Annotated in this window: 20 protein-coding genes; 16 read left to right on the top strand and 4 right to left on the bottom strand. The window is 72.4% G+C overall.

Annotated features, from left to right (window positions below; translation table 11 throughout):
- Positions 1-21 precede the first annotated feature (21 nt).
- The 7 genes from argC to argH all read left to right on the top strand — a co-directional run bounded on the left by argC (position 22) and on the right by argH (position 7,912).
- Complete coding sequence (gene argC / locus ABZX65_RS00400; protein WP_355332655.1) at positions 22-1,050, top strand: N-acetyl-gamma-glutamyl-phosphate reductase; 1,029 nt, start codon at positions 22-24, stop codon at positions 1,048-1,050.
- A gap of 174 nt (positions 1,051-1,224) precedes the next feature.
- Positions 1,225-2,385 (top strand): bifunctional glutamate N-acetyltransferase/amino-acid acetyltransferase ArgJ, encoded by a 1,161-nt coding sequence (gene argJ / locus ABZX65_RS00395; RefSeq protein ID WP_355332652.1) that lies wholly within the window; start codon positions 1,225-1,227, stop codon positions 2,383-2,385.
- Positions 2,382-3,380, top strand: a complete 999-nt coding sequence (gene argB / locus ABZX65_RS00390; RefSeq protein WP_355332649.1) for an acetylglutamate kinase — start codon at positions 2,382-2,384, stop codon at positions 3,378-3,380. The genes argJ and argB overlap by 4 nt, the downstream gene beginning before the upstream one ends.
- Positions 3,377-4,582: an acetylornithine transaminase gene (locus ABZX65_RS00385; RefSeq protein WP_355332646.1), complete on the top strand. Its 1,206-nt coding sequence runs from the start codon at positions 3,377-3,379 to the stop codon at positions 4,580-4,582. The genes argB and ABZX65_RS00385 overlap by 4 nt, the downstream gene beginning before the upstream one ends.
- 16 nt (positions 4,583-4,598) lie before the next feature.
- Positions 4,599-5,132, top strand: a complete 534-nt coding sequence (locus tag ABZX65_RS00380; protein WP_188280110.1) for an arginine repressor — start codon at positions 4,599-4,601, stop codon at positions 5,130-5,132.
- Between the two features lie 114 nt (positions 5,133-5,246).
- Positions 5,247-6,443, top strand: a complete 1,197-nt coding sequence (locus tag ABZX65_RS00375; RefSeq protein ID WP_355332643.1) for an argininosuccinate synthase — start codon at positions 5,247-5,249, stop codon at positions 6,441-6,443.
- Entirely contained in the window at positions 6,440-7,912 is a 1,473-nt protein-coding gene (gene argH / locus ABZX65_RS00370) for an argininosuccinate lyase (protein ID WP_355332641.1), read from the top strand. Before ABZX65_RS00375 ends, argH begins: the two co-directional genes overlap by 4 nt.
- 262 nt (positions 7,913-8,174) lie before the next feature.
- On the opposite strand, the gene ABZX65_RS00365 is transcribed toward argH, so the two are convergent.
- A complete protein-coding gene (locus tag ABZX65_RS00365; RefSeq protein ID WP_355332639.1) occupies positions 8,175-8,843 on the bottom strand; it encodes a lysophospholipid acyltransferase family protein in 669 nt (222 codons plus the stop codon).
- 259 nt (positions 8,844-9,102) lie between these two features.
- Between ABZX65_RS00365 and ABZX65_RS00360 the strand changes: the two genes are divergently transcribed.
- The 3 genes from ABZX65_RS00360 (at position 9,103) to ABZX65_RS00350 (ending at position 11,682) form a co-directional block, all read left to right on the top strand.
- Entirely contained in the window at positions 9,103-10,284 is a 1,182-nt protein-coding gene (locus tag ABZX65_RS00360; protein WP_355332636.1) for a glycerophosphodiester phosphodiesterase, read from the top strand.
- A gap of 104 nt (positions 10,285-10,388) precedes the next feature.
- On the top strand, positions 10,389-10,970 hold the full coding sequence (locus ABZX65_RS00355; protein WP_355332634.1) for a sigma-70 family RNA polymerase sigma factor: 582 nt from the start codon (positions 10,389-10,391) through the stop codon (positions 10,968-10,970).
- A 205-nt stretch (positions 10,971-11,175) separates the two neighbouring features.
- Positions 11,176-11,682, top strand: coding sequence for a GNAT family N-acetyltransferase (locus tag ABZX65_RS00350; RefSeq protein ID WP_355332631.1), 507 nt, complete (start codon positions 11,176-11,178; stop codon positions 11,680-11,682).
- A gap of 29 nt (positions 11,683-11,711) precedes the next feature.
- Here ABZX65_RS00350 and ABZX65_RS00345 read toward each other — a convergent pair whose 3' ends face one another.
- Together ABZX65_RS00345 and ABZX65_RS00340 are read right to left on the bottom strand one after the other, a co-directional pair.
- Complete coding sequence (locus ABZX65_RS00345) at positions 11,712-12,191, bottom strand: hypothetical protein (RefSeq protein ID WP_355333557.1); 480 nt, start codon at positions 12,189-12,191, stop codon at positions 11,712-11,714.
- Between the two features lie 61 nt (positions 12,192-12,252).
- Complete coding sequence (locus tag ABZX65_RS00340) at positions 12,253-12,621, bottom strand: hypothetical protein (protein ID WP_355332629.1); 369 nt, start codon at positions 12,619-12,621, stop codon at positions 12,253-12,255.
- 448 nt (positions 12,622-13,069) lie between these two features.
- Here ABZX65_RS00340 and ABZX65_RS00335 point away from each other — a divergent pair, with 448 nt between their 5' ends.
- The 3 genes from ABZX65_RS00335 to ABZX65_RS00325 all read left to right on the top strand — a co-directional run bounded on the left by ABZX65_RS00335 (position 13,070) and on the right by ABZX65_RS00325 (position 15,835).
- Complete coding sequence (locus ABZX65_RS00335) at positions 13,070-14,170, top strand: ATP-binding cassette domain-containing protein (RefSeq protein ID WP_355332626.1); 1,101 nt, start codon at positions 13,070-13,072, stop codon at positions 14,168-14,170.
- A complete protein-coding gene (locus ABZX65_RS00330) occupies positions 14,167-14,877 on the top strand; it encodes a methionine ABC transporter permease (RefSeq protein ID WP_355332624.1) in 711 nt (236 codons plus the stop codon). The genes ABZX65_RS00335 and ABZX65_RS00330 overlap by 4 nt, the downstream gene beginning before the upstream one ends.
- 106 nt (positions 14,878-14,983) lie before the next feature.
- Positions 14,984-15,835, top strand: a complete 852-nt coding sequence (locus ABZX65_RS00325) for a MetQ/NlpA family ABC transporter substrate-binding protein (protein ID WP_355332621.1) — start codon at positions 14,984-14,986, stop codon at positions 15,833-15,835.
- 41 nt (positions 15,836-15,876) lie between these two features.
- Here ABZX65_RS00325 and ABZX65_RS00320 read toward each other — a convergent pair whose 3' ends face one another.
- On the bottom strand, positions 15,877-16,662 hold the full coding sequence (locus tag ABZX65_RS00320; protein WP_355332619.1) for a class I SAM-dependent methyltransferase: 786 nt from the start codon (positions 16,660-16,662) through the stop codon (positions 15,877-15,879).
- Between the two features lie 185 nt (positions 16,663-16,847).
- On the opposite strand from ABZX65_RS00320, the gene ABZX65_RS00315 reads away from it, so the two are divergent.
- From ABZX65_RS00315 to cobT, 3 genes are all read left to right on the top strand, one after another.
- Positions 16,848-17,504, top strand: coding sequence for a GNAT family N-acetyltransferase (locus ABZX65_RS00315; RefSeq protein WP_355332616.1), 657 nt, complete (start codon positions 16,848-16,850; stop codon positions 17,502-17,504).
- Between the two features lie 169 nt (positions 17,505-17,673).
- Positions 17,674-18,897, top strand: coding sequence for a precorrin-6y C5,15-methyltransferase (decarboxylating) subunit CbiE (gene cbiE, locus ABZX65_RS00310; protein WP_355332614.1), 1,224 nt, complete (start codon positions 17,674-17,676; stop codon positions 18,895-18,897).
- 293 nt (positions 18,898-19,190) lie between these two features.
- Positions 19,191-22,601 (top strand): nicotinate-nucleotide--dimethylbenzimidazole phosphoribosyltransferase, encoded by a 3,411-nt coding sequence (cobT, locus tag ABZX65_RS00305; RefSeq protein WP_355332611.1) that lies wholly within the window; start codon positions 19,191-19,193, stop codon positions 22,599-22,601.
- Positions 22,602-22,686: the final 85 nt, after the last annotated feature.

The raw sequence follows: 22,686 nt of genomic DNA, 5'->3' as shown, positions 1-22,686 counted from the left end.
GCCATCGACGAGGAGGGTTCGATGGTGGTGCGGGCAGCGGTGGCCGGGGGCAGCGGGTACGCGGGCGGGGAGGTGCTGCGCCTGCTCGCGGGGCACCCCGAGGTCGAGATCGGGGCGGTGACCGGGAACTCCAACGCCGGGCAGCGGCTCGGCGCGCTTCAGCCGCACCTGCTGCCGCTGGCCGGACGGGTGCTGGAGCCGACCACGGCGGAGGTGCTGGCGGGACACGACGTGGTCTTCCTCGCGCTGCCGCACGGCCAGTCCGCCGCGGTCGCGGCGCAGCTCGGCGACGAGGTGCTGATCGTCGACATGGGCGCCGACTTCCGGCTGACCGACGCCGCCGACTGGGAGAGGTTCTACGGCAGCCCGCACGCCGGGACCTGGCCGTACGGGCTGCCTGAACTGCCGGGCGCCCGCGCCGCGTTGGAGGGGTCCAAGCGCGTCGCGGTGCCCGGCTGCTACCCGACGGCGGTCTCGCTCGCGCTGTTCCCCGCCTACGCCGCCGCGCTGGTCGAGCCGGAGGCCGTCATCACCGCGGCCTCCGGCACCTCGGGCGCGGGCAAGGCGGCCAAGCCGCATCTGCTCGGCTCCGAGGTGATGGGCTCGATGAGCCCGTACGGAGTCGGCGGCGGCCACCGGCACACGCCGGAGATGATCCAGAACCTCAGCGCGGCGGCCGGCGAGCGGGTCAGTGTGTCCTTCACGCCCACCCTCGCCCCCATGCCGCGCGGCATCCTCGCCACGTGCAGCGCCAAGGCCCGCCCCGGCGTCACCGGCCACGACCTGCGGGCGGCGTACGAGAAGGCCCTCGCCGACGAGCCGTTCGTGCACCTGCTCCCCGAGGGGCAGTGGCCCGCGACCGCCGCCGTCTACGGCTCGAACGCCGTCCAGATCCAGATCGCGTACGACGAGAGCACCCACCGCCTGATCGCGATCAGCGCCATCGACAACCTGACCAAGGGCACCGCGGGCGGCGCGGTGCAGAGCATGAACATCGCCCTGGGACTCCCCGAGGCGACAGGACTCTCCACCATCGGAGTCGCACCGTGACGCACTGGGCCGCGGAGTGGTGGACGGCGACGATCGGCGCGGCTCTGTGCCGGGCGGGCGGAGAAGGGAACGAGGAGAACCGGTGACCGACGCACGCGAGGCCGCCGGGCGGCAGGCAACGACGATCGGCGCGGGTTCGTGCCGAGCGGGCGGAGAAGGGAACGAGGAGAAGCAGTGAGTGTCACGGCAGCCAAGGGATTCACGGCGGCGGGGATCGCCGCCGGGATCAAGGAGAACGGCAACCCGGACCTGGCCCTCGTGGTCAACACCGGACCGCGCCGCGCCGCCGCGGGCGTCTTCACCTCCAACCGCGTGAAGGCCGCGCCGGTGCTCTGGTCGGAGCAGGTCGTCAAGGGCGGCGCGGTCGCCGCCGTGGTCCTCAACTCCGGTGGCGCCAACGCCTGTACGGGCCCGCAGGGCTTCCAGGACACGCACGCGACCGCGGAGAAGGTCGCCGAGGTCCTCGGCGCCGAGGACCACGGCGCGGGCGAGATCGCGGTCGCCTCGACCGGCCTGATCGGTCTGCCGCTCCCGATGGACAAGCTGCTGCCGGGAGTCGAGAAGGCCGCGGCCGAACTGTCCGAGTACGGCGGCGAGAAGGCCGCCATCGCCATCAAGACCACCGACACCGTGCACAAGACGGCCGTCGCGGGCGGCGCGGGCTGGACCGTCGGCGGCATGGCCAAGGGCGCGGGCATGCTCGCGCCGGGCCTGGCCACCATGCTGGTCGTCCTCACCACGGACGCCGACGTGGAAGCCCCCGCCCTGGACACGGCGCTGCGCGCCGCCACCCGGCTGACCTTCGACCGGATCGACTCCGACGGCTGCATGTCGACCAACGACACCGTGCTGCTGCTGGCCTCGGGGGCGTCCGGAATCGCCCCGGAGCACGAGGAGTTCGCCGAGGCGGTCCGCGCGGTCTGCGGCGACCTCGCCCGCCAGCTCATCGGCGACGCCGAGGGCGCCTCGAAGGACATCAGGATCGAGGTCGTCAACGCGGCCTCCGAGGACGACGCCGTCGAGGTGGGCCGCTCCATCGCCCGTAACAACCTCCTCAAGTGCGCGATCCACGGCGAGGACCCCAACTGGGGCCGTGTGCTGTCCGCGATCGGCACGACCTCGGCCGCCTTCGAGCCCGACCGGCTCAATGTCGCCATCAACGGCGTGTGGGTGTGCAGGAACGGCTCGGTCGGCGAGGACCGCGACCTGGTCGACATGCGGTTCCGCGAGGTGGTCGTCACGGCGGACCTCGCGGCCGGTACGGAGTCCGCGGTGATCTGGGCGAACGACCTCACCGCCGACTACGTCCACGAGAACAGCGCGTACAGCTCATGACCGACGATGGGAACCCCGGAGCCGCGAAGCCGGAGGGCCGGCCCACCGCGCGCAAGCACACGGCGCTGCCCAAGGCCCAGATCCTCATCGAGGCGCTGCCGTGGCTGACCCGCCACAACGGCAGGGTCGTCGTCATCAAATTCGGCGGAAACGCCATGGTGGACGAGGAGTTGAAGGCCGCCTTCGCGCAGGACGTGGTCTTTCTGCGGCAGGCGGGCCTCAAGCCGGTCGTCGTGCACGGCGGCGGCCCGCAGATCAACGCGCAGCTCGACCGGCACGGCCTGGTCAGCGAGTTCAAGGCCGGGCTGCGGGTGACCACGCCCGAGGCGATGGACGTGGTCCGGATGGTGCTGGCGGGCCAGGTCCAGCGCGAGCTGGTCGGACTGCTCAACCAGCACGGCCCGTTGGCCGTCGGCATGACCGGCGAGGACGCCCACACCATCACCGCCACCCGCCACCGCCCGCGTATCGACGGCGAGTTGGTCGACATCGGCCGGGTCGGCGAGATCACCGCCATCGACACCGGCGCGATCGAGGCGCTGCTGGCTGACGGCCGTATCCCGGTCGTCTCCTCCGTCGCGCGCTCCGCCGACGACCACCACGTCTACAACGTCAACGCCGACACGGCCGCCGCCGCCCTGGCCGCCGCGCTGGGCGCCGAGACGCTGATGGTCCTCACCGACGTCGAGGGCCTGTACGAGGACTGGCCGAACAGCGACGACGTCATCAGCCGCCTGACCGCGACGGAGCTGGAGAAGCTGCTGCCCGACCTGTCCAGCGGCATGGTCCCCAAGATGCGGGGCTGCCTGTTCGCCGTGCGCAACGGCGTGAACACCGCCCGCGTCATCGACGGCCGGGTCCAGCACTCGATCCTGCTGGAGATCTTCACCGACGAGGGCATCGGCACGATGGTCGTGCCGGACGACGTCACCGACGCGGCCGGCGCACCGGCCGCGGGCACCGTATCCGACCAGGGAGAAGGAGAAGCGCGGTGAGCGGCAACGAGGGACTGACCCAGCGCTGGCAGGGCTCGCTCATGGACAACTACGGCACCCCGCGCATCCCGCTGGTCCGCGGCGCGGGCGCCAGATTCTGGGACGCCGACGGCAAGGAGTACGTCGACTTCCTCGGCGGCATCGCGGTCAACTCCCTCGGCACCGCGCACCCCGCGGTCGTCGAGGCGGTGACCCGGCAGATCTCCTCGCTCGGCCATGTGTCCAACCTCTTCGTCGCCGAACCGCCCGTCGCGCTCGCCGAGCGGCTGCTCCAGCTCTCCGGCCGCCCCGGCCGGGTCTTCTTCGCCAACTCCGGCGCCGAGGCCAACGAAGCGGCCTTCAAGATCGGCCGGTTGACGGGGCGTCGGCACATGGTCGCCACGAACGGCGCCTTCCACGGCCGCACGATGGGCTCGCTCGCGCTGACCGGCCAGCCCAAGAAGCGCGAGGCGTTCGAGCCGCTGCCCGGCGACGTCACGCACGTGCCGTACGGCGACGCGGACGCGCTGCGGGCGGCCGTCACCACCGACACCGCGCTGGTGATCATCGAGCCGATCCAGGGCGAGAACGGTGTGGTCGTGCCGCCGCCCGGCTACCTCGCCGCCGCCCGCGAGATCACCGCGGCCACCGGCACGCTGCTGGTGCTCGACGAGGTGCAGACCGGCATCGGCAGGACCGGCCACTGGTTCGAGTGCCAGGCACAGGGTGTCGAGCCGGACGTGGTGACCCTGGCCAAGGGGCTCGGCGCGGGCCTGCCGATCGGCGCCGCCCTCGCCTTCGGCCCGGCCGCGGAGCTGATGACGCCCGGCGCCCACGGCACCACCTTCGGCGGCAATCCGGTCGCCTGCGCCGCCGCGCTCGCCGTCCTCGACACGATCGCGGCCGACGGCCTGCTCGACCACGTCAAGCGGCAGGGCGAGAAGCTGCGGCAGGGCGTCGAGGCGCTGCGACACCCGTTGGTCGATCATGTGCGCGGTTCGGGCCTGCTGCTGGGTATCGTGCTCACCGAGCCGCTCTCAGCGCAGATCCAGAAGGCGGCTCAGGATGCCGGGTTCCTGGTCAACGCCGCCGTGCCCGACACGGTACGGCTCGCGCCCCCGCTGATCGTCGGCGACGACGACACGGACGCGTTCCTCCAGGCGCTGCCCGGCGTCCTCGACCAGGTGCACCGGGCCTCCGGGGCGAGCGGAGCCGGAGAATGACGGAGTTGACACGACGATGACCGAGGCGCAGCAGCACAACGGCAGCCAGGCCGTACCGCAGACCCGTACCGCGCGGCACCGCAGGATCGTGGACATCCTCGGCCGCCAGCCGGTCAGGTCGCAGAGCCAGCTCGCCAAGCTGCTCGCCGACGACGGGCTGAGCGTCACCCAGGCGACGCTCAGCCGCGACCTCGACGAACTCGGCGCGGTCAAGATCCGCACCAATGACGGCGAACTCATCTACGCCGTCCCCTCCGAGGGCGGCTTCCGCACCCCGCAGGCCCCGCTCGGCGAGTCCGTCAAGGAAGAGCGCATGCGGCGCCTGGCCGCCGAACTCCTCATCTCCGCCGAGGCGTCCGCCAACCTCGTCGTCGTCCGCACCCCGCCCGGCGCCGCCCAGTTCCTCGCCTCCGCCATGGACCAGGCCGAGGTCTACGACATCCTCGGCACCATCGCGGGCGACGACACCGTCGTCCTGATCAGCCGCGACCCGGCCGGCGGCCAGAAACTCGCCGACCACCTGCTCCGCCTCGCCCAGGGCGAGGCATAGCTCCGGTCCGGCCGGTTATACGGTCTCACACCCCCTCTGACCTGCCGCGTTGACGAAGCATACGGTCGAGTGCATACTTATACCAGTCAGCGTATGCATCGTAAGGAGAGCCCCGTGACCGAGCGCGTCGTACTCGCCTACTCCGGCGGTCTGGACACGTCCGTCGCCATCGGCTGGATCGCCGAGGAGACCGGCGCCGAAGTCATCGCGGTCGCGGTGGACGTCGGCCAGGGCGGCGAGGACCTGGACGTCATCCGCAAGCGGGCGCTCGCCTGCGGGGCGGTCGAGGCCGAGGTCGCGGACGCCAAGGACGAATTCGCCGACGAGTACTGCCTCCCGGCGATCAAGGCCAACGCCCTCTACATGGACCGGTATCCGCTGGTGTCCGCGCTGTCGCGGCCGGCCATCGTGAAGCACCTGGTGGCCGCAGCCAACAAGCACGGCGCCACCACCGTCGCGCACGGCTGCACCGGCAAGGGCAACGACCAGGTGCGGTTCGAGGCGGGCATCTCCTCGCTGGCGCCCGACCTGAGGTGCATCGCGCCGGTCCGCGACTACGCGATGACCCGCGACAAGGCCATCGCCTTCTGCGAGGAGAAGAACCTCCCGATCGCGACCACCAAGAAGTCGCCGTACTCCATCGACCAGAACGTCTTCGGGCGGGCCGTCGAGACCGGCTTCCTGGAGGACATCTGGAACGCGCCGATCGAGGACGTGTACGAGTACACGCAGAATCCGGCCGAGCCGCGCGAGGCCGACGAGGTGGTCATCACCTTCAAGCAGGGCGTCCCGGTGGCCATCGACGGCAAGCCGGTCAGCGTGCTCGAAGCCATCCAGCAGCTCAATGTGCGGGCCGGGGCCCAGGGCATCGGCCGGATCGACATCGTCGAGGACCGGCTGGTCGGCATCAAGTCCCGTGAGATCTACGAGGCGCCGGGCGCCATCGCGCTGATCACCGCCCACCAGGAGCTGGAGAACGTCACCGTCGAGCGCGAACTGGCCCGGTACAAGCGGCAGGTCGAGCAGCGCTGGGGCGAACTGGTCTACGACGGCCTGTGGTTCTCCCCGCTCAAGCGGGCGCTCGACGGCTTCATCGCCGAGGCCAACGAGCACGTCTCCGGCGACATCCGGATGACCATGCACGGCGGCCGGGCCGTCGTCACCGGCCGGAAGTCCGGCGAGTCGCTGTACGACTTCAACCTGGCGACGTACGACACCGGCGACACCTTCGACCAGTCGCTGTCCAAGGGCTTCATCGAGATCTTCGGCATGTCCAGCAAGATCGCCGCGAAGCGGGACCTGACGAAGTGACGGACACGAACACCGGCGGCCCCGGCGGCGGCGACGACAACCTGCGGCTGTGGGGCGGCCGGTTCGCCGACGGCCCCGCCGAGGCGCTGGCCAAGCTCTCCGCCTCCGTGCACTTCGACTTCCGGCTCGCGCCGTACGACATCGCGGGCTCCCGCGCGCACGCCCGGGTGCTGCACAAGGCGGGGCTGCTGACCGCCGACGAGCTGGACCGGATGATCGCCGGACTCGACGCGCTCGAAGCGGACGTGGCCTCCGGCGACTTCGCCGGCACCATCGCCGACGAGGACGTGCACACCGCGCTGGAACGCGGCCTGCTGGAGCGGGTCGGCGCCGACCTCGGCGGCAAGCTGCGGGCCGGACGCTCGCGCAACGACCAGGTCGCCACGCTCTTCCGGATGTACCTGCGCGACCACGCGCGGACCATCGGCGGGCTCATCGCCGACCTCCAGAGCGCGCTGGTCGGCCTCGCCGAGGCGCACCCGGACACCGCGATGCCCGGCCGCACCCACCTCCAGCACGCCCAGCCCGTGCTCTTCGCGCACCACGTGCTCGCCCACGTACAGGCGCTGTCACGGGACGCGGAGCGGCTGCGGCAGTGGGACGACCGCACGGCCGTCTCCCCGTACGGGTCCGGCGCGCTCGCCGGGTCCTCGCTCGGCCTGGACCCGGAGGCCGTCGCCAAGGAACTCGGCTTCCAGCACGGCTCGGTGGGCAACTCCATCGACGGCACGGCGTCCCGCGACTTCGCCGCCGAATTCGCCTTCGTCACCGCGATGATCGGTGTCAACCTCTCCCGGATCGCCGAAGAGGTCATCCTGTGGAACACGAAGGAATTCTCCTTCGTGACCCTGCACGACGCCTTCTCCACCGGCTCGTCGATCATGCCGCAGAAGAAGAACCCCGACATCGCGGAGCTGGCGCGCGGCAAGTCCGGACGGCTCATCGGCAACCTCACCGGACTGATGGCCACGCTCAAGGCGCTGCCGCTCGCGTACAACCGCGACCTCCAGGAGGACAAGGAGCCGCTGTTCGACTCCTGCGACCAACTGGAGGTGCTGCTCCCGGCGTTCACCGGCATGATGGCCACGCTCACCGTCCACCGGGAGCGGATGGAGACCCTGGCACCGGCCGGTTTCTCGCTCGCCACCGACATCGCCGAGTGGCTGGTCAAGCAGGGCGTGCCCTTCCGGGTCGCGCACGAGGTCGCGGGGGAGTGCGTCAAGGTCTGCGAGGCCGAGGGCATCGAACTCGACCAGCTCACCGACGAGCAGTTCGCGAAGATCTCCGCGCATCTGACGCCCGAGGTACGCCATGTCCTCGACGTCCCCGGCGCGTTGGCCTCCCGCAACGGACGCGGCGGCACGGCGCCTTCCGCCGTCGCCGTACAACTCGCCGAGATCAAGGCGGATCTGACGGTGCAGCACACCTGGGCGCACGCCTGGGACGGGGCGGACGGCGACGCCGTCTAATCGCGGTACTGGGCGGCTCGGTGAAACGCGGGCCGATCAGTTTGGTGTTCGGGTCCCGCGCGGCCAGTCCGATCAGGATGGTGTCGTCGGTCGAGGCCGCGTCGACCTGGCCGGGCTGCATCAGCACCAGGCAGCCCGTCCAGTCGTCGACGCCCGCTATCAGCCGTCCGCGGCGAGCCGCCGAACGGCCACCGCCAGCCGCGAAACCGGCCCCCGCGAACCCGCCATGTCACAGCGGGCGCCGGGCGCGGCCCCCGCCGTATCAGGCGGCCTTGGCCTTCGTCGCGTAGATGTCCACGTACTCCTGGCCGCCGAGCCGCATGACCTCGCTCATGACCTCGTCGGTCAGGGCGCGCAGCACATAGCGGTCGCGGTCCATGCCCTCGTAGCGGGAGAAGGTCAGCGGGGAGCCGAAGCGGATGGTGACCGGGGCGATCCGGGGCATCCCCTTGCCGCCGGGCTGCACCTTGTCGGTGCCGACCATCGCGAAGGGCACCACCGGGGCGCCGGTCATCAGGGCCAACCGGGCGATTCCGGTCCGACCGCGGTACAGACGGCCATCGGGGGAACGGGTGCCCTCGGGGTAGATGCCGAAGATCTTGCCCTCGTCCAGCACGCGGCGGCCGGTCATCAGCGCCGCGACACCGCCGTGGCCGCCGTCCCGGTCCACCGGGATCATGCCGCAGGTGGTGAAGAACCAGGCCATCAGCCGGCCCTTGACGCCCTTGCCCGTCACGTACTCGTCCTTGCCGATGAAGTACACCTGCCGGTCCACCACCAGCGACAGGAACATCGAGTCCACGAAGGTGACGTGATTCCCGGCCAGGATCACCGGACCGTCACCGGGGATGCCGTCCACGCCCTCGACCACGGGGCGGTACAGGACGCGCATGAGCACTCCGAGAATCGCCTTGAGCAAGCTGCGGGACATGCGGGACAACGGATCCTCCGGTTCGGACACGCCTGGGCGGGACGGACGGCGGCGGTGCTGCGATGTCGCGGTACGACGGCAGCCTGACCGCAGGACCGGCGGGACCGCGGGACGCCGCACCGTACACAAGGACGATACTTCCGCGCGGGGCCCCGCCGCACGCCGGGTTCACACGTCCGCTACGCAGTGTTGACACGCGTTAGGTGTGTGTTACGGCTGATGTCGACGGGGCGACAGACTTTCACGGCACGATGCGCGCATGACGGATGACCAGCACAAGACCGGCCTCGGCAGGCGCGCTGTCCTGTCCGCGGCGGCACTCGGCGCGGGCGGCGCGGTACTCGGCACGGCCGGTACGGCGCAGGCCCGGGAACAGTCCACCGCCCGGCCCCGGCACGGCGCCCCCGGCCACGGCGGCGCGCCCAAGCTTCCGGTCCCGACCATCGTCGGGCACCGCGGCAGCGCCGGATACCGGCCCGAGCACACCTTCGGCTCCTACGAGTACGCGCTGGAGATCGGCGCGGACGTCGTCGAGCAGGACGTCGTACCCACCAGGGACGGCCACCTCGTCTGCCGCCACGAACCGGAGATCGGCGGCACCACCGACGTCGCCGACCACCCGGAGTTCGCCGGCCGCAAAACCACCAAGACCATCGACGGCACCCCCACCACCGGCTGGTTCACCGAGGACTTCACCCTCGCCGAACTCAAGCGGCTGCGCGCCGTCGAACGGCTGCCCGCCGTCCGCCAGCGCAACACCGTCTACAACGGCCGCTGGGCGATCCCCACCTTCGAGGAGGTGCTGGCCTGGGCCGACCGCGAGGGCCGCAAGCGCGGCAAGCCGGTCTGGCTGCACACCGAGACCAAGCACCCCACGTACTTCCGCGGCATCGGCCTGCCGCTGGAGGAGCGGCTGATCAAGCTGCTCAAGCAGTACGGCAGGCACCGCGCCGACGCCCCGCAGTTCCTCCAGTCCTTCGAGGCGCAGAGCCTCCAGCGGCTCGGCGCGCTCGGCGGCGCCGCGCCCAAGATCTTCCTGCTCAACGGCCTCACCTCGCGGCCCTGGGACTTCGTCGTCTCCGGCGACAAGCGGACCGTGGCCGACCTCGTCACCCCGGCCGGCCTGCGCTGGATCGCCGGATTCGCCCAGGGCATCGGCCCGACCACCGACGTGATCATCCCGCGCGACGCCTCGGGCAGGCTGCTCCGGCCCACCGCCGTCGTCAAGGACGCGCACAAGGCCGGTCTGGTGCTGCACCCCTTCACCGCGCGCAACGAGAACCAGTTCCTGCCCGCCGACTTCCAGGTCGGCACCGACCCCAACGCGTACGGCGACCCGCTGGCCGCCTTCAAGACGTGGTTCGCGACCGGCATCGACGGCCTGTTCACCGACAACGCCGACACCGCCGTACTGGCCCGCGAGGACTTCTGGACGTCCTGAACCCGGACGTCCTGAACCGCCACCGCCACTCCATGTGGTGAAAACGGCCGCGCCGGGCAACCGTCCGGCGCGGCCGTCTCGTGCCAGCGGATATGCAGATCCCCATGGACCACCCCGACCTGTCCGCGGCCCCGCACACCGACGACCGCGTCCGCCGTCCCGCGGACGCTCCCGCGGACCCCTACGCGCCGCTCGGGCCGCTGCTGGCCGCCGAGGCCGCGGCCGAGGCGCTGCCCGGCGGCGGTGTCGAGGCCGCCGACCTCGAACAGGCCGTCTGGCTGCGGCTGCTGGAACTGGGCGGCCCGCCGCCCGAGCCGGACCGCTGGGTGCGCCGCGCGGTCCGCGCCGAGGCCCGCGCCCACGCCCGCCGGATCCGCAGCGAACGCCCGTACGGGGACCCGGACGCCGCGGGCCCGCCCGGGCAGCTGCGCGGGGTCGAGGAGTTGGTGCTGGCGGCGGAGCAACACCGTACGGTCCAGGCCGCGGTACGGCGGCTGCCCGGCCGCTGCCCGCAGGTCGTCACGGCCCTGATGTCCCGTTCCGACCCCACTTACCGGGAAATCTCCCGCGAGTTGGGAATCTCACAGGGCAGCATCGGACCGCTGAGGTCGCGCTGCCTCGGCTGTCTTCGGACGATCCTGAATTCGAGGGTTGGATCCCCGGTGAGACGGGGTAATGCACGGTAAACAGTCGGCGGCAGTGGGCACCCTTGGCGCGCCCGTACGAGACTGAACTGGGTGGGGCGCAGGCGGTACCCCACCGAAGGGTTTGTGCGATCATCGGCGCCACGGAGGCGGCGCATATCCGCACCAACTCCGTTCAGGCACTCGTTCCGGGCGCATACCTCACCCTCAAACTGCCCGGACGGATTCGAAGGGGAGGCCTGCGCGCATGGGCATGAGCGTGACCATCTCTACGGCGGAGCACTCGGACGCCGAGAAGATCCTCAAACTCCAGTACCTCTGCTACCAGAGCGAGGCGGAGCTGTACGGCGACTACAGCATCGAACCTCTCACCCAGACCCTGGACGAGCTGCGTGCCGAACTCGCCGGGGGGTGCGTCCTGGTGGCGCGCCTGGGCGACGAGGTCGTCGGCTCGGTACGCGGAGTCGTCGACGACGACGGCACCGCGCGGATCGGGAAACTGATCGTCCACCCGCGACTTCAACGACACGGCCTCGGCGGGCGGCTGCTCAACGCCGTCGAGGAGCGACTGGCGGCCGAGGAGGAGGCCAAGCGCTACCGGCTCTTCACCGGCCACCGCAGCCAGGTCAATCTGCGGATGTACCGCAAGCTCGGTTACGAGCAGGTGGGCGCCGCGGAGCCGGTCAGCCGTCGGCTGAGCCTGGTGACCATGGAGAAGGCCGCCGCTACGGCGGGCTACGCGGCCACCGCCTGAGCCGCGTTCCACGGCGCCTCGCGTACGGATCAGGCCCCGGACCCGGTCTGCTGTTCCTGTGGCCGCCCCGCCTCGCGGGCGGCACGGCGCAGCCACAGCAGACCGGCCACGGGGAGGGCCAGCGGCAGGAAGAGGTAGCCGATCCCGAAGTCCGACCAGACGGTCGCGTCGGGGAAGGCCGAGGAGTCCACGACCGTCAGGGTGCCCACCGCGATCACACCGGCCAGCTCGGCCGAGCAGCACACCAGCGCCACCTTGCGGGCCGCCTCGCCGCCCTTCCACAGCGCGACGGTGATCACCGCGTAGACCACGCCCGCGACGCCCGACAGGACGTACGCCAGCGGTGCCTCGTGGTACTTGGTCGCGATCTGCACGATCGACCGGGACAGCGCCGCGACGGTGAAGACCGCGTAGAGCGAGAGCAGCAGCCGGCCGGGGCCCTGGCCGATCCGCGTCCCCGGCGCGTCCTGGGCCGCCTCGGCCGCGGTGCCGTCCCCCGTGTCCTTCATGCCGTCCGTGCCCTTCGTCAGCGTCTTCGTCCGTGCCCGTGTGCGTGTCGCGCGTGTGCCGTCAGCCATGGCCGGCTCCCCAGATCTCGTTGAGCCGCAGTTCGAGCACGGCCAGCACCACACCGCCGGCCGCCACGATCGCCGAGCCCCAACGCGTCCGCTCGGCAAGGGACATGAAGGCCGCCGCCGGGATCGTCACGGCCGCGCCCAGCAGATACGGGAAGAAGACCGCCATGCCGTGCTGCGGCCGGTCGCCGCGGGCGAGCTGCACGATCGCGATCACGAGCTGCACCAGCGCGGCCGCGGTGACCACGGCCATCGCGATGAAGTGCCAGTCGTTGGTCGGCTGGTCACGGTACGCGGCGAAACCGCACCACGCCGCGAGCAGCAGCGCCGTGACCGAGACCGTGATGAGGACCGCGTCGAGCATGCGGCGACTCTATTACGGGGCGTGACGCCCGGATCTCCCACCCCTGCCCGCCCGGATCTCCCGTCCCCGCCCGCCCGGCCGCCCGCCGGGGCGGCCCCGTGAGTGTGTCCGCATAATGAACAATCGGACCGGATTTCGGAACGCGGCCGCCCGTCTGGTTTACTGGAACGCATGACCACGACGAACAGCCGCAGCCGCGCGACCGAGGCGATCACGCCCGGTGTTCGTTGTGCGTGTCGAATGTGTGACTGACCGAGGGCCCACCTCCACGCCTCGCGCCCCGAAGCGAGTGCCCCGCGTCACGCACCGGCGCAGCGCCCAGAGCGCCGCCGAAATCCTTTGAGGCCCGCCGCCCTTTCCGGTGTGCCGCCGCGTGCCGCGTCCCGAGAAGAACGCCCCCGTGTGCGGTGGTACGTCCGCCGCGCGCTCGACCCTGATGGACGCTCCTGTGATCACCACCACCGACCTGAGAAAGGTCTACCGCTCGCGCGACCGTGAGGTCACCGCCCTGGACGGGGTGGACCTGCGGGTACGCGAAGGCGAGGTCTACGGCGTCGTCGGCCGCAGCGGCGCGGGCAAGAGCACCCTGATCCGCTGCGTGAACCTGCTGGAGCGCCCCACCTCCGGCACCGTCGAGGTGGCGGGCCGCGACCTGACCGCGCTGGCCGGACGCTCCGACCGCGCCCCCGCCGCCCTGCGCGCCGCCCGCGCCGGGATCGGCATGGTCTTCCAGCACTTCAATCTGCTCTCCTCGCGCACCGTGCAGGACAACGTCGAACTCCCGCTGGAGATCCTGGGGATCTCCGGCCGCCAGCGGGCCCGCAAGGCCGGTGAACTCCTCGACCTGGTCGGCCTGTCCGACAAGGCCCGCGCCTACCCCGCGCAGCTGTCCGGCGGCCAGAAGCAGCGCGTCGGCATCGCCCGCGCCCTGGCGGGCGACCCCAAGGTGCTGCTCTCCGACGAGGCCACCTCGGCGCTCGACCCGGAGACCACCCGGTCCGTGCTGCGGCTGCTGCGCGACCTCAACCGGCAGCTCGGCCTGACCGTCCTGCTGATCACCCACGAGATGGACGTCGTCAAGCAGGTCTGCGACTCGGCGGCACTCATGAAAGGCGGACGCGTAGTGGAGTCAGGCACCGTGGCCGAACTGCTGGCCACCCCCGGTTCCGAACTGGCCGACGAGCTGTTCCCCGTGGACGGCGACGCGTCGGGCCCCGACCGTACGGTGGTCGACCTCACCTTCCACGGCGACAGCGCGACCCGGCCGGTGATCTCCCGGCTGGCCCGCACGTACAACGTGGACATCTCCATCCTCGGCGCGGCCATGGAGACCTACGACGGACGGCAGATCGGCCGGATGCGGATCGAGCTGCCGGGCCGCTTCGAGGACAACGTGGTGCCGATCGGCTACCTGCGCGAGCAGGGCCTGGACGTCGCCGTCGTCGCCGCCAAGGCCGAGCCGGTCGCGGCAGGAGACACGGCAGGAGACACGGTGGGGAACACGGCGGGGGAGAAGGCCGGGAACACGGTCGGGGAGACGGCGAAGTGACCTGGTCCGAGATGCACCCGCTGCTCACGCAGGCGGGTGGTGAGACGCTGCGCATGGTCGCCTGGGCCACGGTCATATCGGTGGCCGCGGGGCTGCCGATCGGTGTCCTGCTGGTCCTCACCGACCGGGGCGGCCTGCTGCGCTGTCTTCCCGTGAACCGCGTCCTCGGCGTCGTCGTGAACATCGGCAGGTCGCTGCCGTTCGTGATCCTGATGATCGCCCTGATGTCCTTCACCCGGGCGATCGTCGGCACCACCATCGGCTGGGAGGCGGCCGTCGTCCCGCTGGCCGTCGGCGCGATCCCGTTCTTCGCCCGGCTGGTCGAGACGGCGGTCCGCGAGGTGGACCACGGCCTGGTGGAGGCCGTCCAGGCGATGGGCGGCAGTACGTGGACGGTGGTCCGCAAGGTGCTGCTGCCGGAGTCGCTCGCCTCACTGATCGCCAGCGCCACCACCACCGTCATCGCGCTGATCGGCTACTCCGCGATGGCCGGGGTGGTCGGCGGCGGCGGCCTCGGCGACCTCGCGCTGCGCTACGGCTACCAGCGCTTCGAGACCGGCTTCATGTGGGTGATCGTCGCCGTGCTCGTCGTCGTGGTCACCCTCGTCCAGCTCGTCGGGGACTTCGCCGCCCGCACCGTCGCCCGCCGCGGCCGGTCCGGCGCGGCCCCCCGGCTGCGCCTGCTGCGCCCGGCGACAGCCTCCTGACCGCCCGACTCTCCCGTCCCGACCCGCTTCTGTCCCCCTGGCACCGCAGCGTCGCGGCGCCGCACCACCCAGCACGACCCGGATAAACCAGAAAGAGGCACTTTTCGTGCGAAACAACACCACCATCACCGCCGCCGTCCTCGCCGCCGCCGCGCTCTCGCTCGGCCTCACCGCCTGCGGCTCCGACTCCGACTCCAAGGCGAGCGCCAAGGACACCAGCGGCCCGCTCGTGGTCGCGGCCAGCCCCACCCCGCACGCGCAGATCCTCGACTACGTCAAGGACCACCTGGCGAAGAAGGCCGGACTCGACCTCCAGGTCAAGGAGTTCTCCGACTACGTGCTGCCCAACACCGCCACCGAGCAGGGCGAGGTCGGCGCGAACTTCTTCCAGCACAAGCCCTACCTGGACGACTTCAACAAGAAGAACGGCACCCACATCGTGCCCGTCGTCAACGTCGAGCTGGAGCCGCTGGGCCTGTACTCCCACAAGATCACGTCGATCGGCGCGCTCAAGGACGGCGCGAGCGTCGCCGTACCGAACGACACGACCAACGAGGCACGCGCGCTCAAGCTGCTCGCCGACAACGGCCTGATCACCCTCAAGGCGGGCACCGACCAGACCGCGACCCCCGCCGATGTCACGGCCAACCCGAAGCACCTGAAGTTCAAGGAGCTGGAGGCCGCCCAGCTCCCGCGCTCCCTGGACGACGTGGACGCGGGCGTGATCAACGGCAACTACGCGATCCAGGCCGACCTCAGCCCGGCCAAGGACGCGCTGGTGCTGGAGAAGGCGGACGGGAACCCGTACGCCAACTTCCTGGCCGTCAAGAAGGGCAACGAGAACGACCCGCGCGTGAAGAAGCTCGCGGAACTGCTCAACTCGCCCGAGGTGAAGCAGTACATCGAGACGACCTTCAAGGGCTCGGTGATACCGGCCTTCGGCGCCCCGGCGGCCTGACCGCCGCGCACGGGCCCCGCTCCCCCCGAGGGCGCGGGGCCTCAGCCGTGCCGCACCCAGTACACGTCCGTCACGTACGGCATCTCGATCGCGCCGCTGCTGCGCGTCGCGTGGTGCGCCCCCAGCACCGCCTCCAACTCCGCGCGCACCCGCCCCTGCGCGGTCGCGTCGAGGACGGCGATATGGCTGGACGACATCATCCGGTCGACGATGTCCGCGACCGTCGTGGAGTGCGGATTGGGCCAGTGCCGCTCCTCGATCGCCCCCCAGCCGGGCCGCGACTCGAACGGCTTGCGCCAGCCCGCGTCGCCGAGGCCGGAGGACAGCGGCGGGCGGGGCAGATCGCGCGGCGCCAGCCGGAAGTAGATGTCCTGGAAGTCGCGCATCCACGGCTCCGAGGTGTCGAAGGTGTTCCACACCAGCGCCAGCGCGCCGCCCGGCCGCAGCAGCCGCTCCACCTCGGTCAGCGCGGCGGGCTCCTCGAACCAGTGCCAGGACTGCGCCGCCACCACGGCGTCCGCGCAGCCGTCGGGCAGCCCCGTCGTCTCCGCCGTCCCCGCGTTCACCGCGACCGCGGGCAGCAGCTCGGCGAGCCGCTCCCGCATCTCCTTCACCGGCTCCACCGCGAGCACCTCGGCCCCGGTCAGTGCCAGCAGACGGGTGAACTTGCCGGTGCCCGCGCCGAGATCGACCACGGTACGGCCCGCTTCCAGGGGCAACGCGTCCGCCAGCGCGGCGAGCGCGGCGAGCGGATAGGAGGGCCGGGAGCTCTCGTAGACCTCCGCTGCCCGTTGGTAGCCGACTCCTGCTGCGTGGTGCACTGTCACGCGGGCTGACGGTAGCAGGATCGGATGACGTTCACGGATACCCGCCCTGACCGGCATTCGCCCTACTCTGGAAGGGCGTTCGCCGCCGCGCACCCCATTCCCGCCCCGGCGACCCTGCCCGGCCCATGCCGTGCGGGATGCTGCATGCTGTGCAATCCACACATGCCCTGGTTACGGAGCAGCGAATGACGCCCACCTTTCCGGACATCTCCATCAGTACGGAGCGGCTGGTGCTGCGCGCGTACGAGGAGGCCGACATCCCCGCCCTGGCGGAGATGATGAACGACGAGCTGATCATCGCGTGGACCGGCGTACCGCAGCCGTATTCGCAGGACGACGCCCGCGCGTTCGTCACCAGGACCGCGCCCGCCGAGCGCGAGTCCGGCCGCGGCATCGTCCTGGCCGTCACCGAATTCCTCACCCAGCGGCTGGTCGGCACCGTCCACCTGCACAACACCGACTGGCGGATCCGCGGCAGCGAGGTGGGCTACCTCACCGCAGCCTGGGCGCGCGGCGAGGGATACGCCAGCGAATCGGTGCAGGCCGTCTGCCACTGGCTCTTCACCGACCAGCGCTTCGAACGGCTGGAGTTGCGCACCGCGGCCGACAACACCGCCTCCCAGCAGGTCGCGCAGAAGATCGGCTGCGTCAGCGAGGGCGTACTGCGCAACGCGGGCATCGTCCGCAGCCAGACCGAGGACGGCCGCTGGGCCGAGATCCGCACCGACCTGCTGGTGTGGAGCGTGCTGCCCGAGGACCTGGACGACGGTCCGGGCCAGGCTTCCGGCGACGGCGGATACGACGCCCACGCCGACTTCAGCGCGTACGCCGACTGGCGCTGAGCCCTCCCGCCCACCGGCTCCGAGGACGCCGTGGCGGATACCTGCCCCCTCGCCTCGTCCCCGGGCACCCGGGCCCGGATAGTGTTCTCCCCCCGGGACCGGGGCGCGCCACGCCGCCGTGCCGTGACCTGGTCCGCAGCGATCCGCACAGCCATGGAGGCAGACGACGATGGCCGACCGGGTCACCGTGATCGGATGGGACGGCTCACCTCCGTCCGACGCGGCCCGCGCCGCACTGAACGCCGCCACCCTGGTCGCGGGCACCAAACACCATCTCGCGCTGTCGCACGTCCCCGAGCACGCCGAGCGGATCGTGCTGGGCAGCATCGAGATCGCCGCCCGCAGGATCGCCAAGCACCGCGGCAGCGCCGTCGTACTCGCCGACGGCGACCCCGGCTTCTTCGGCGTCGTCCGCGCGCTGCGGGCGCCGGAACACGGCCTGGAGATCGAGGTCATCCCCGGCGTCTCCGCCGTCGCCACCGCCTTCGCCCGCGCCGGAATGCCCTGGGACGACGCCCGCGTGGTGGTCGCGCACGGCCGCTCCCTGCGCCGCGCGGTCAACGTCTGCCGCGCCTACCCGAAGGTCGCCGTGCTCACCGCGCCCGGCGCGGGCCCGGTCGAACTCTCCCTGCTGCTCACCGGAGTCCACCGCACCTTCGTCATCTGCGAAGCGCTCGGCACCGACCAGGAGCAGGTGACAGTTCTCACCTCCGACAACGTCGCCGACCACATCTGGCGCGATCCGAACGTCGTCCTGGTCGTCGGCGGCACCACCTCCGCCGGTTCGGGAGCGGCCGGTCTCGGCGTACCGTCGGCGGAGCGCGGCGGCTGGATCGCCGGGCGCGACCCCGGATTTCCCGGCCCGGTCCGCGGCTGGGCGCTGCCCTCGTCCGACTACGGCGGCGACACCTCGGCGCACTTGCGCGCCTTCCAACTCGCCCGGCTCGGCCCGCGCACCGGCGACCTCGTGTGGGACATCGGCTCCGCGGACGGCGCCGTCGCCGTCGAGGCCGCGCGCTTCGGCGCCGCCGTCATCGCCGTCGACCGGGACGCCGACGCGTGCGACTGGATCACCGCCACCGGCCGCAGGGCCGGGGTCCAACTCCAGGTCGTACACGGCCCGGCGCCCCAGGTGCTGGACGACCTTCCGGAGCCCGACGCGGTACGGATCGGGTGCGTCGACGCCGAGGTGACCGCCGCCTGCGCGGCCCGCCGCCCGGAGCGGATCGTGACCGGCGCGACCACCCGCGACGAGGCCGAAGCGGTCAGCAGGGCACTGGAGGAAGGCGGTTACGAGGTGGAACGCGCTCTCCTGCAATCCGTCGAACTGGATTCCGAGTGGGCCGAGCGGGAACGCTCGGTGACCTTTGCCCTCTGCGGCACGCGCCGCTGATCTGTGCATGATCAAAAACGCCTGCGTAGAAGGCGTTTGCGCCGGTCGCGGACGTGTGTCGGGGCATCGTACGCGGGGCGTCCCGAGGTGCGGACCACCGGACGGGCCGCCGCGCCGAGCGGGGTAGGCTGGCGGATCGTTGTGCCGTCGTCGTGCGTTGACGGGTCGTCGAGAACCGCGGCGTCCGGCGCTCACGTGCCCGCTGCTCCGCACGCTCGTTCTCTTGCGTGAGGGGGTCGGGCCGCGCGCGGTGCAGCGCTGGAAGGAGCGAAACCGATGGGCGAGGGGCACGCATGACGGACACCGGTCGGATCCCCGGCGAGGGGCTGCCGGAGAACGCAGTCGGGGAAGCGGTTCGCCAGCCGCACTCCGAGCTTCCCGGCACTGCCGTACCGCAGCCGTCCGTCCCCGGCTGGGGCGCGGAACCGCTTCCCGACGAACAGGGCGCACCCGCGTACACCTACCTCGACCAGCCCGCCGCTCCCGGCGCGGGCATCGACGACGAGGACGACGTGCTGCTCATGCCGGGCCCGCAGGGGTCCTGGAGCGACCCGCAGCCGGTGCCGCCGCAGCCCGTACCGGCCCACGCCGACGCGCACGAGGCGGGCGGCCGGGACTCCGGCTCCATCGACTACGCGGCGGTGCTCGCGCCGCAGCCGCTCCCGCAGGGCCTGCCCCAGGACGTCCAGCAGGCCGCCCAGCAGGGCGGCGAGGCGCTGCCCCCGGCCGTGCCGCCCGTGTCCGAGGCCGCGACACCCGCCGCGGGGAATCCGGCGCCCGGCTACGGCTTCGACACCGGTACCGAGCACGCGGCCCCGGCCGCCGAGTTCGCCGGCCCCGGCGACACGGGCGCGGTCCCGATGCCGTCTGCCGGTGTGCCGCAGCCGGCCGGCGCCCAGACCGCCCAGACCGCCGCGCCGCGCCGCCCGCTGCACATGGGCCCGCCGATGCCCGACAGCATCGGCGCGGGCGTCTCCGTACGCTCCCTGGCTGACCGCGGTCCCGCGCACGCCCAGGCACCGGCGCAGACCCCGGTACGGGCCTCGGGCCCGCCGACCTCCGGCCCCGAATACCTCGACGTGCCGCAGGACGACACCTCCGGCATCCCCGCCCAGCAGACCGGCGAGGCCGCGGACCGGACTCCCGCCTCCGGCACGGCGGGCGCCGAGCAGGTCGGCGGCTGGCCCGCCGCCCCCGCCGCCTCCCAGCCGTCGCTGATCCCGCACGCCGACAGCGTCGTCCCGCCGCGGCCCGCCGACCCGTTGCGCGCGTTCCTCGCGCCCGACGACGCGCCGGAGGAGACCGCGGCTCCGGCCGCCGCCGCCCCGGTCGCCGCCGTCCCGGCCCAGGCCCCGGCGCCGGTGGCCGTCCCCGAACCCGCCGCGCAGCCCGAACCCGCCGCGCAACCTGAGGCCGTGGCGCAGCCCGAGGCCGTGGCGCAGCCCATGGCCGTCGAGCCGGTCCGGCCCGTGCCGCCCGCTCAGCCCGCCGCAGCCGAGTACGCGCCCGCTCCCGAGCAGGCCGCGCCCGCGGCCCCGGTCGAGCAGGAGGCGCCGCACGTCGCGCCCGAGGAGCAGCCGTCGGCGGCCGTACAGGCTCCGGCGCCGCTGCCCGAGGCCGTACCGGTGGAAGCGGCACCGGCCGAGGCCGCGCCCGTGGAAGCCGTACCCGTGGAGGCCGTCCGGCAGACGCCCGCCGAGGGGACGCCCGCGCCCGCCGCGGCCGAGCCGGTCGCCGTGCCGGAACCGGCGGACGTACCGGAACAGGCCGCTGCTCCGGCGCAGTCGGCCGAGACCGCGCCCGAGGCGACTCCCGAAGCCGAGGCCGCGCCCGTGGAGGCCGTACCCGAGGCCGCCCCCGAGGCCGTCGTCGCGGAGCCGGTCGTCGCGGAGCCCGTTGCCCCCGAGCCGGTCGCCGCCGAGGCCGAAGAGGCCCAGCCGCTGCCGGTCGCGGTCGTCCCGCAGCAGGGGCCCGCGGCGGAGGCGTACGAGCCCGCCGTCCGGGACGCCGTGCACCGGGTGATCCGCGAACGGCGAGACATCCGCAACGGCTTCCGGTCCGACCCGATCCCGCACGACGTGCTGCTGCGCGTCCTGGAGGCGGCGCACACCGCGCCCAGCGTCGGGCACTCGCAGCCGTGGGACTTCGTCGTCATCAGGTCGGCGAAGACCCGCGAGAAGATGCACGAACTGGCCATGCGGCAGCGGGAGGCGTACGCCAAGTCGCTCCCCAAGGGCCGGGCGCGGCAGTTCCGCGAGCTGAAGATCGAGGCGATCCTCGACACCCCGGTCAACATCGTGGTGACCGCCGACCCCACCCGCGGCGGCCGGCACACCCTCGGCCGCCACACGCAGCCGCAGATGGCGCCGTACTCCTCCGCGCTCGCCGTGGAGAACCTGTGGCTCGCCGCCCGCGCGGAAGGACTCGGCGTCGGCTGGGTCTCCTTCTTCGACGAGCGCCAGATGGTCACCGAGCTCGGCCTGCCCGAGCACCTGGAGGTCGTCGCCTACCTGTGCGTCGGGTACGTCGACGAATTCCCCGACGAGCCCGAGCTGATGCAGGCCGGGTGGTCGCAGCGCCGCCCGCTGTCGTGGGTCGTGCACGACGAGGAGTACGGCAACCGCGCGCTGCCCGGCGAGGAGCCGCACGACCTGCTGGAAGAGACGCTGCGCGGCATCCGCCCGCTGGACGCCAAGGCGCTCGGCGAGGCGTGGGAGCGGCAGAAGCGGATGACGAAACCGGCGGGCGCGCTGGGCATGCTGGAGATCATCTCCGCGCAGCTCAGCGGGCTTTCGCGGCAGTGCCCGCCGCCGATTCCCGAGCCCGCGGCCGTGGCGATCTTCGCCGGTGACCACGGGGTGCACGCCCAGGGCGTCACCGCGTGGCCGCAGGAGGTCACCGCGCAGATGGTGGCCAACTTCCTCGGCGGCGGCGCCGTCTGCAACGCCTTCGCCAACCAGGTCGGCGCCGAGGTCTGCGTCGTGGACGTCGGCGTCGCCTCCGAACTGCCCAGCACCCCGGGGCTGTTGCCGCGCAAGGTCCGCGCGGGCACCGCCGACTTCACCGCGGGGCCCGCGATGACCCGCGAAGAGGCGCTGCGCGCCATCGAGGTCGGCATCGAGACCGCCCGCGACCTCGTCGCCGCGGGCAACAAGGCGCTGCTCACCGGCGAGATGGGCATCGCGAACACCACGACGTCCGCCGCCCTCATCGCCGTCTACACCGGCGTCGACCCCGCCGAGGTCACCGGGCGCGGCACCGGCATCAACGACGAGATGCACGCCCGCAAGGTCGAGGTCGTCCGGCGCGCCCTCGACCTGCACCGGCCCGACCCCGGCGACCCCATCGGCGTCCTCACCGCCATCGGCGGTCTCGAACACGCCGCCATGGTCGGGCTCCTGCTCGGCGCCGCGGCCCTCCGTACCCCCGTCATCCTCGACGGCGTCAGCGCCGGTGCCGCCGCCCTGGTCGCTCGCGCCATCGCCCCCGAGGTGCTCGCCGCCTGCATCGCCGGGCACCGCAGCGCCGAGCCCGGGCATGTCGCCGCGCTCACCACGCTGGGGCTGCGGCCCCTCGTCGACCTCGACCTCCGCCTCGGCGAAGGCACCGGGGCCTTGCTCGCCCTGCCCCTCGTCCAGAGCGCGGCGCGCGTCATGCACGAAGTCGCCACCTTCGACGCGGCGGGCGTCACCGAGAAGGGGTAGCCCCCGCACGGGGTGCCCCCGCTTGAAGCTCAGGCCCTCCCCGGGCCCTGTTCCTCCTCCCCGGAGGGGGCGCCGCTGACGGCGG

The organism is Streptomyces sp. NPDC003300 (assembly GCF_040610915.1).
Taxonomy (GTDB): domain Bacteria; phylum Actinomycetota; class Actinomycetes; order Streptomycetales; family Streptomycetaceae; genus Actinacidiphila.
This window is presented reverse-complemented; position numbering and strand designations above follow the sequence as displayed.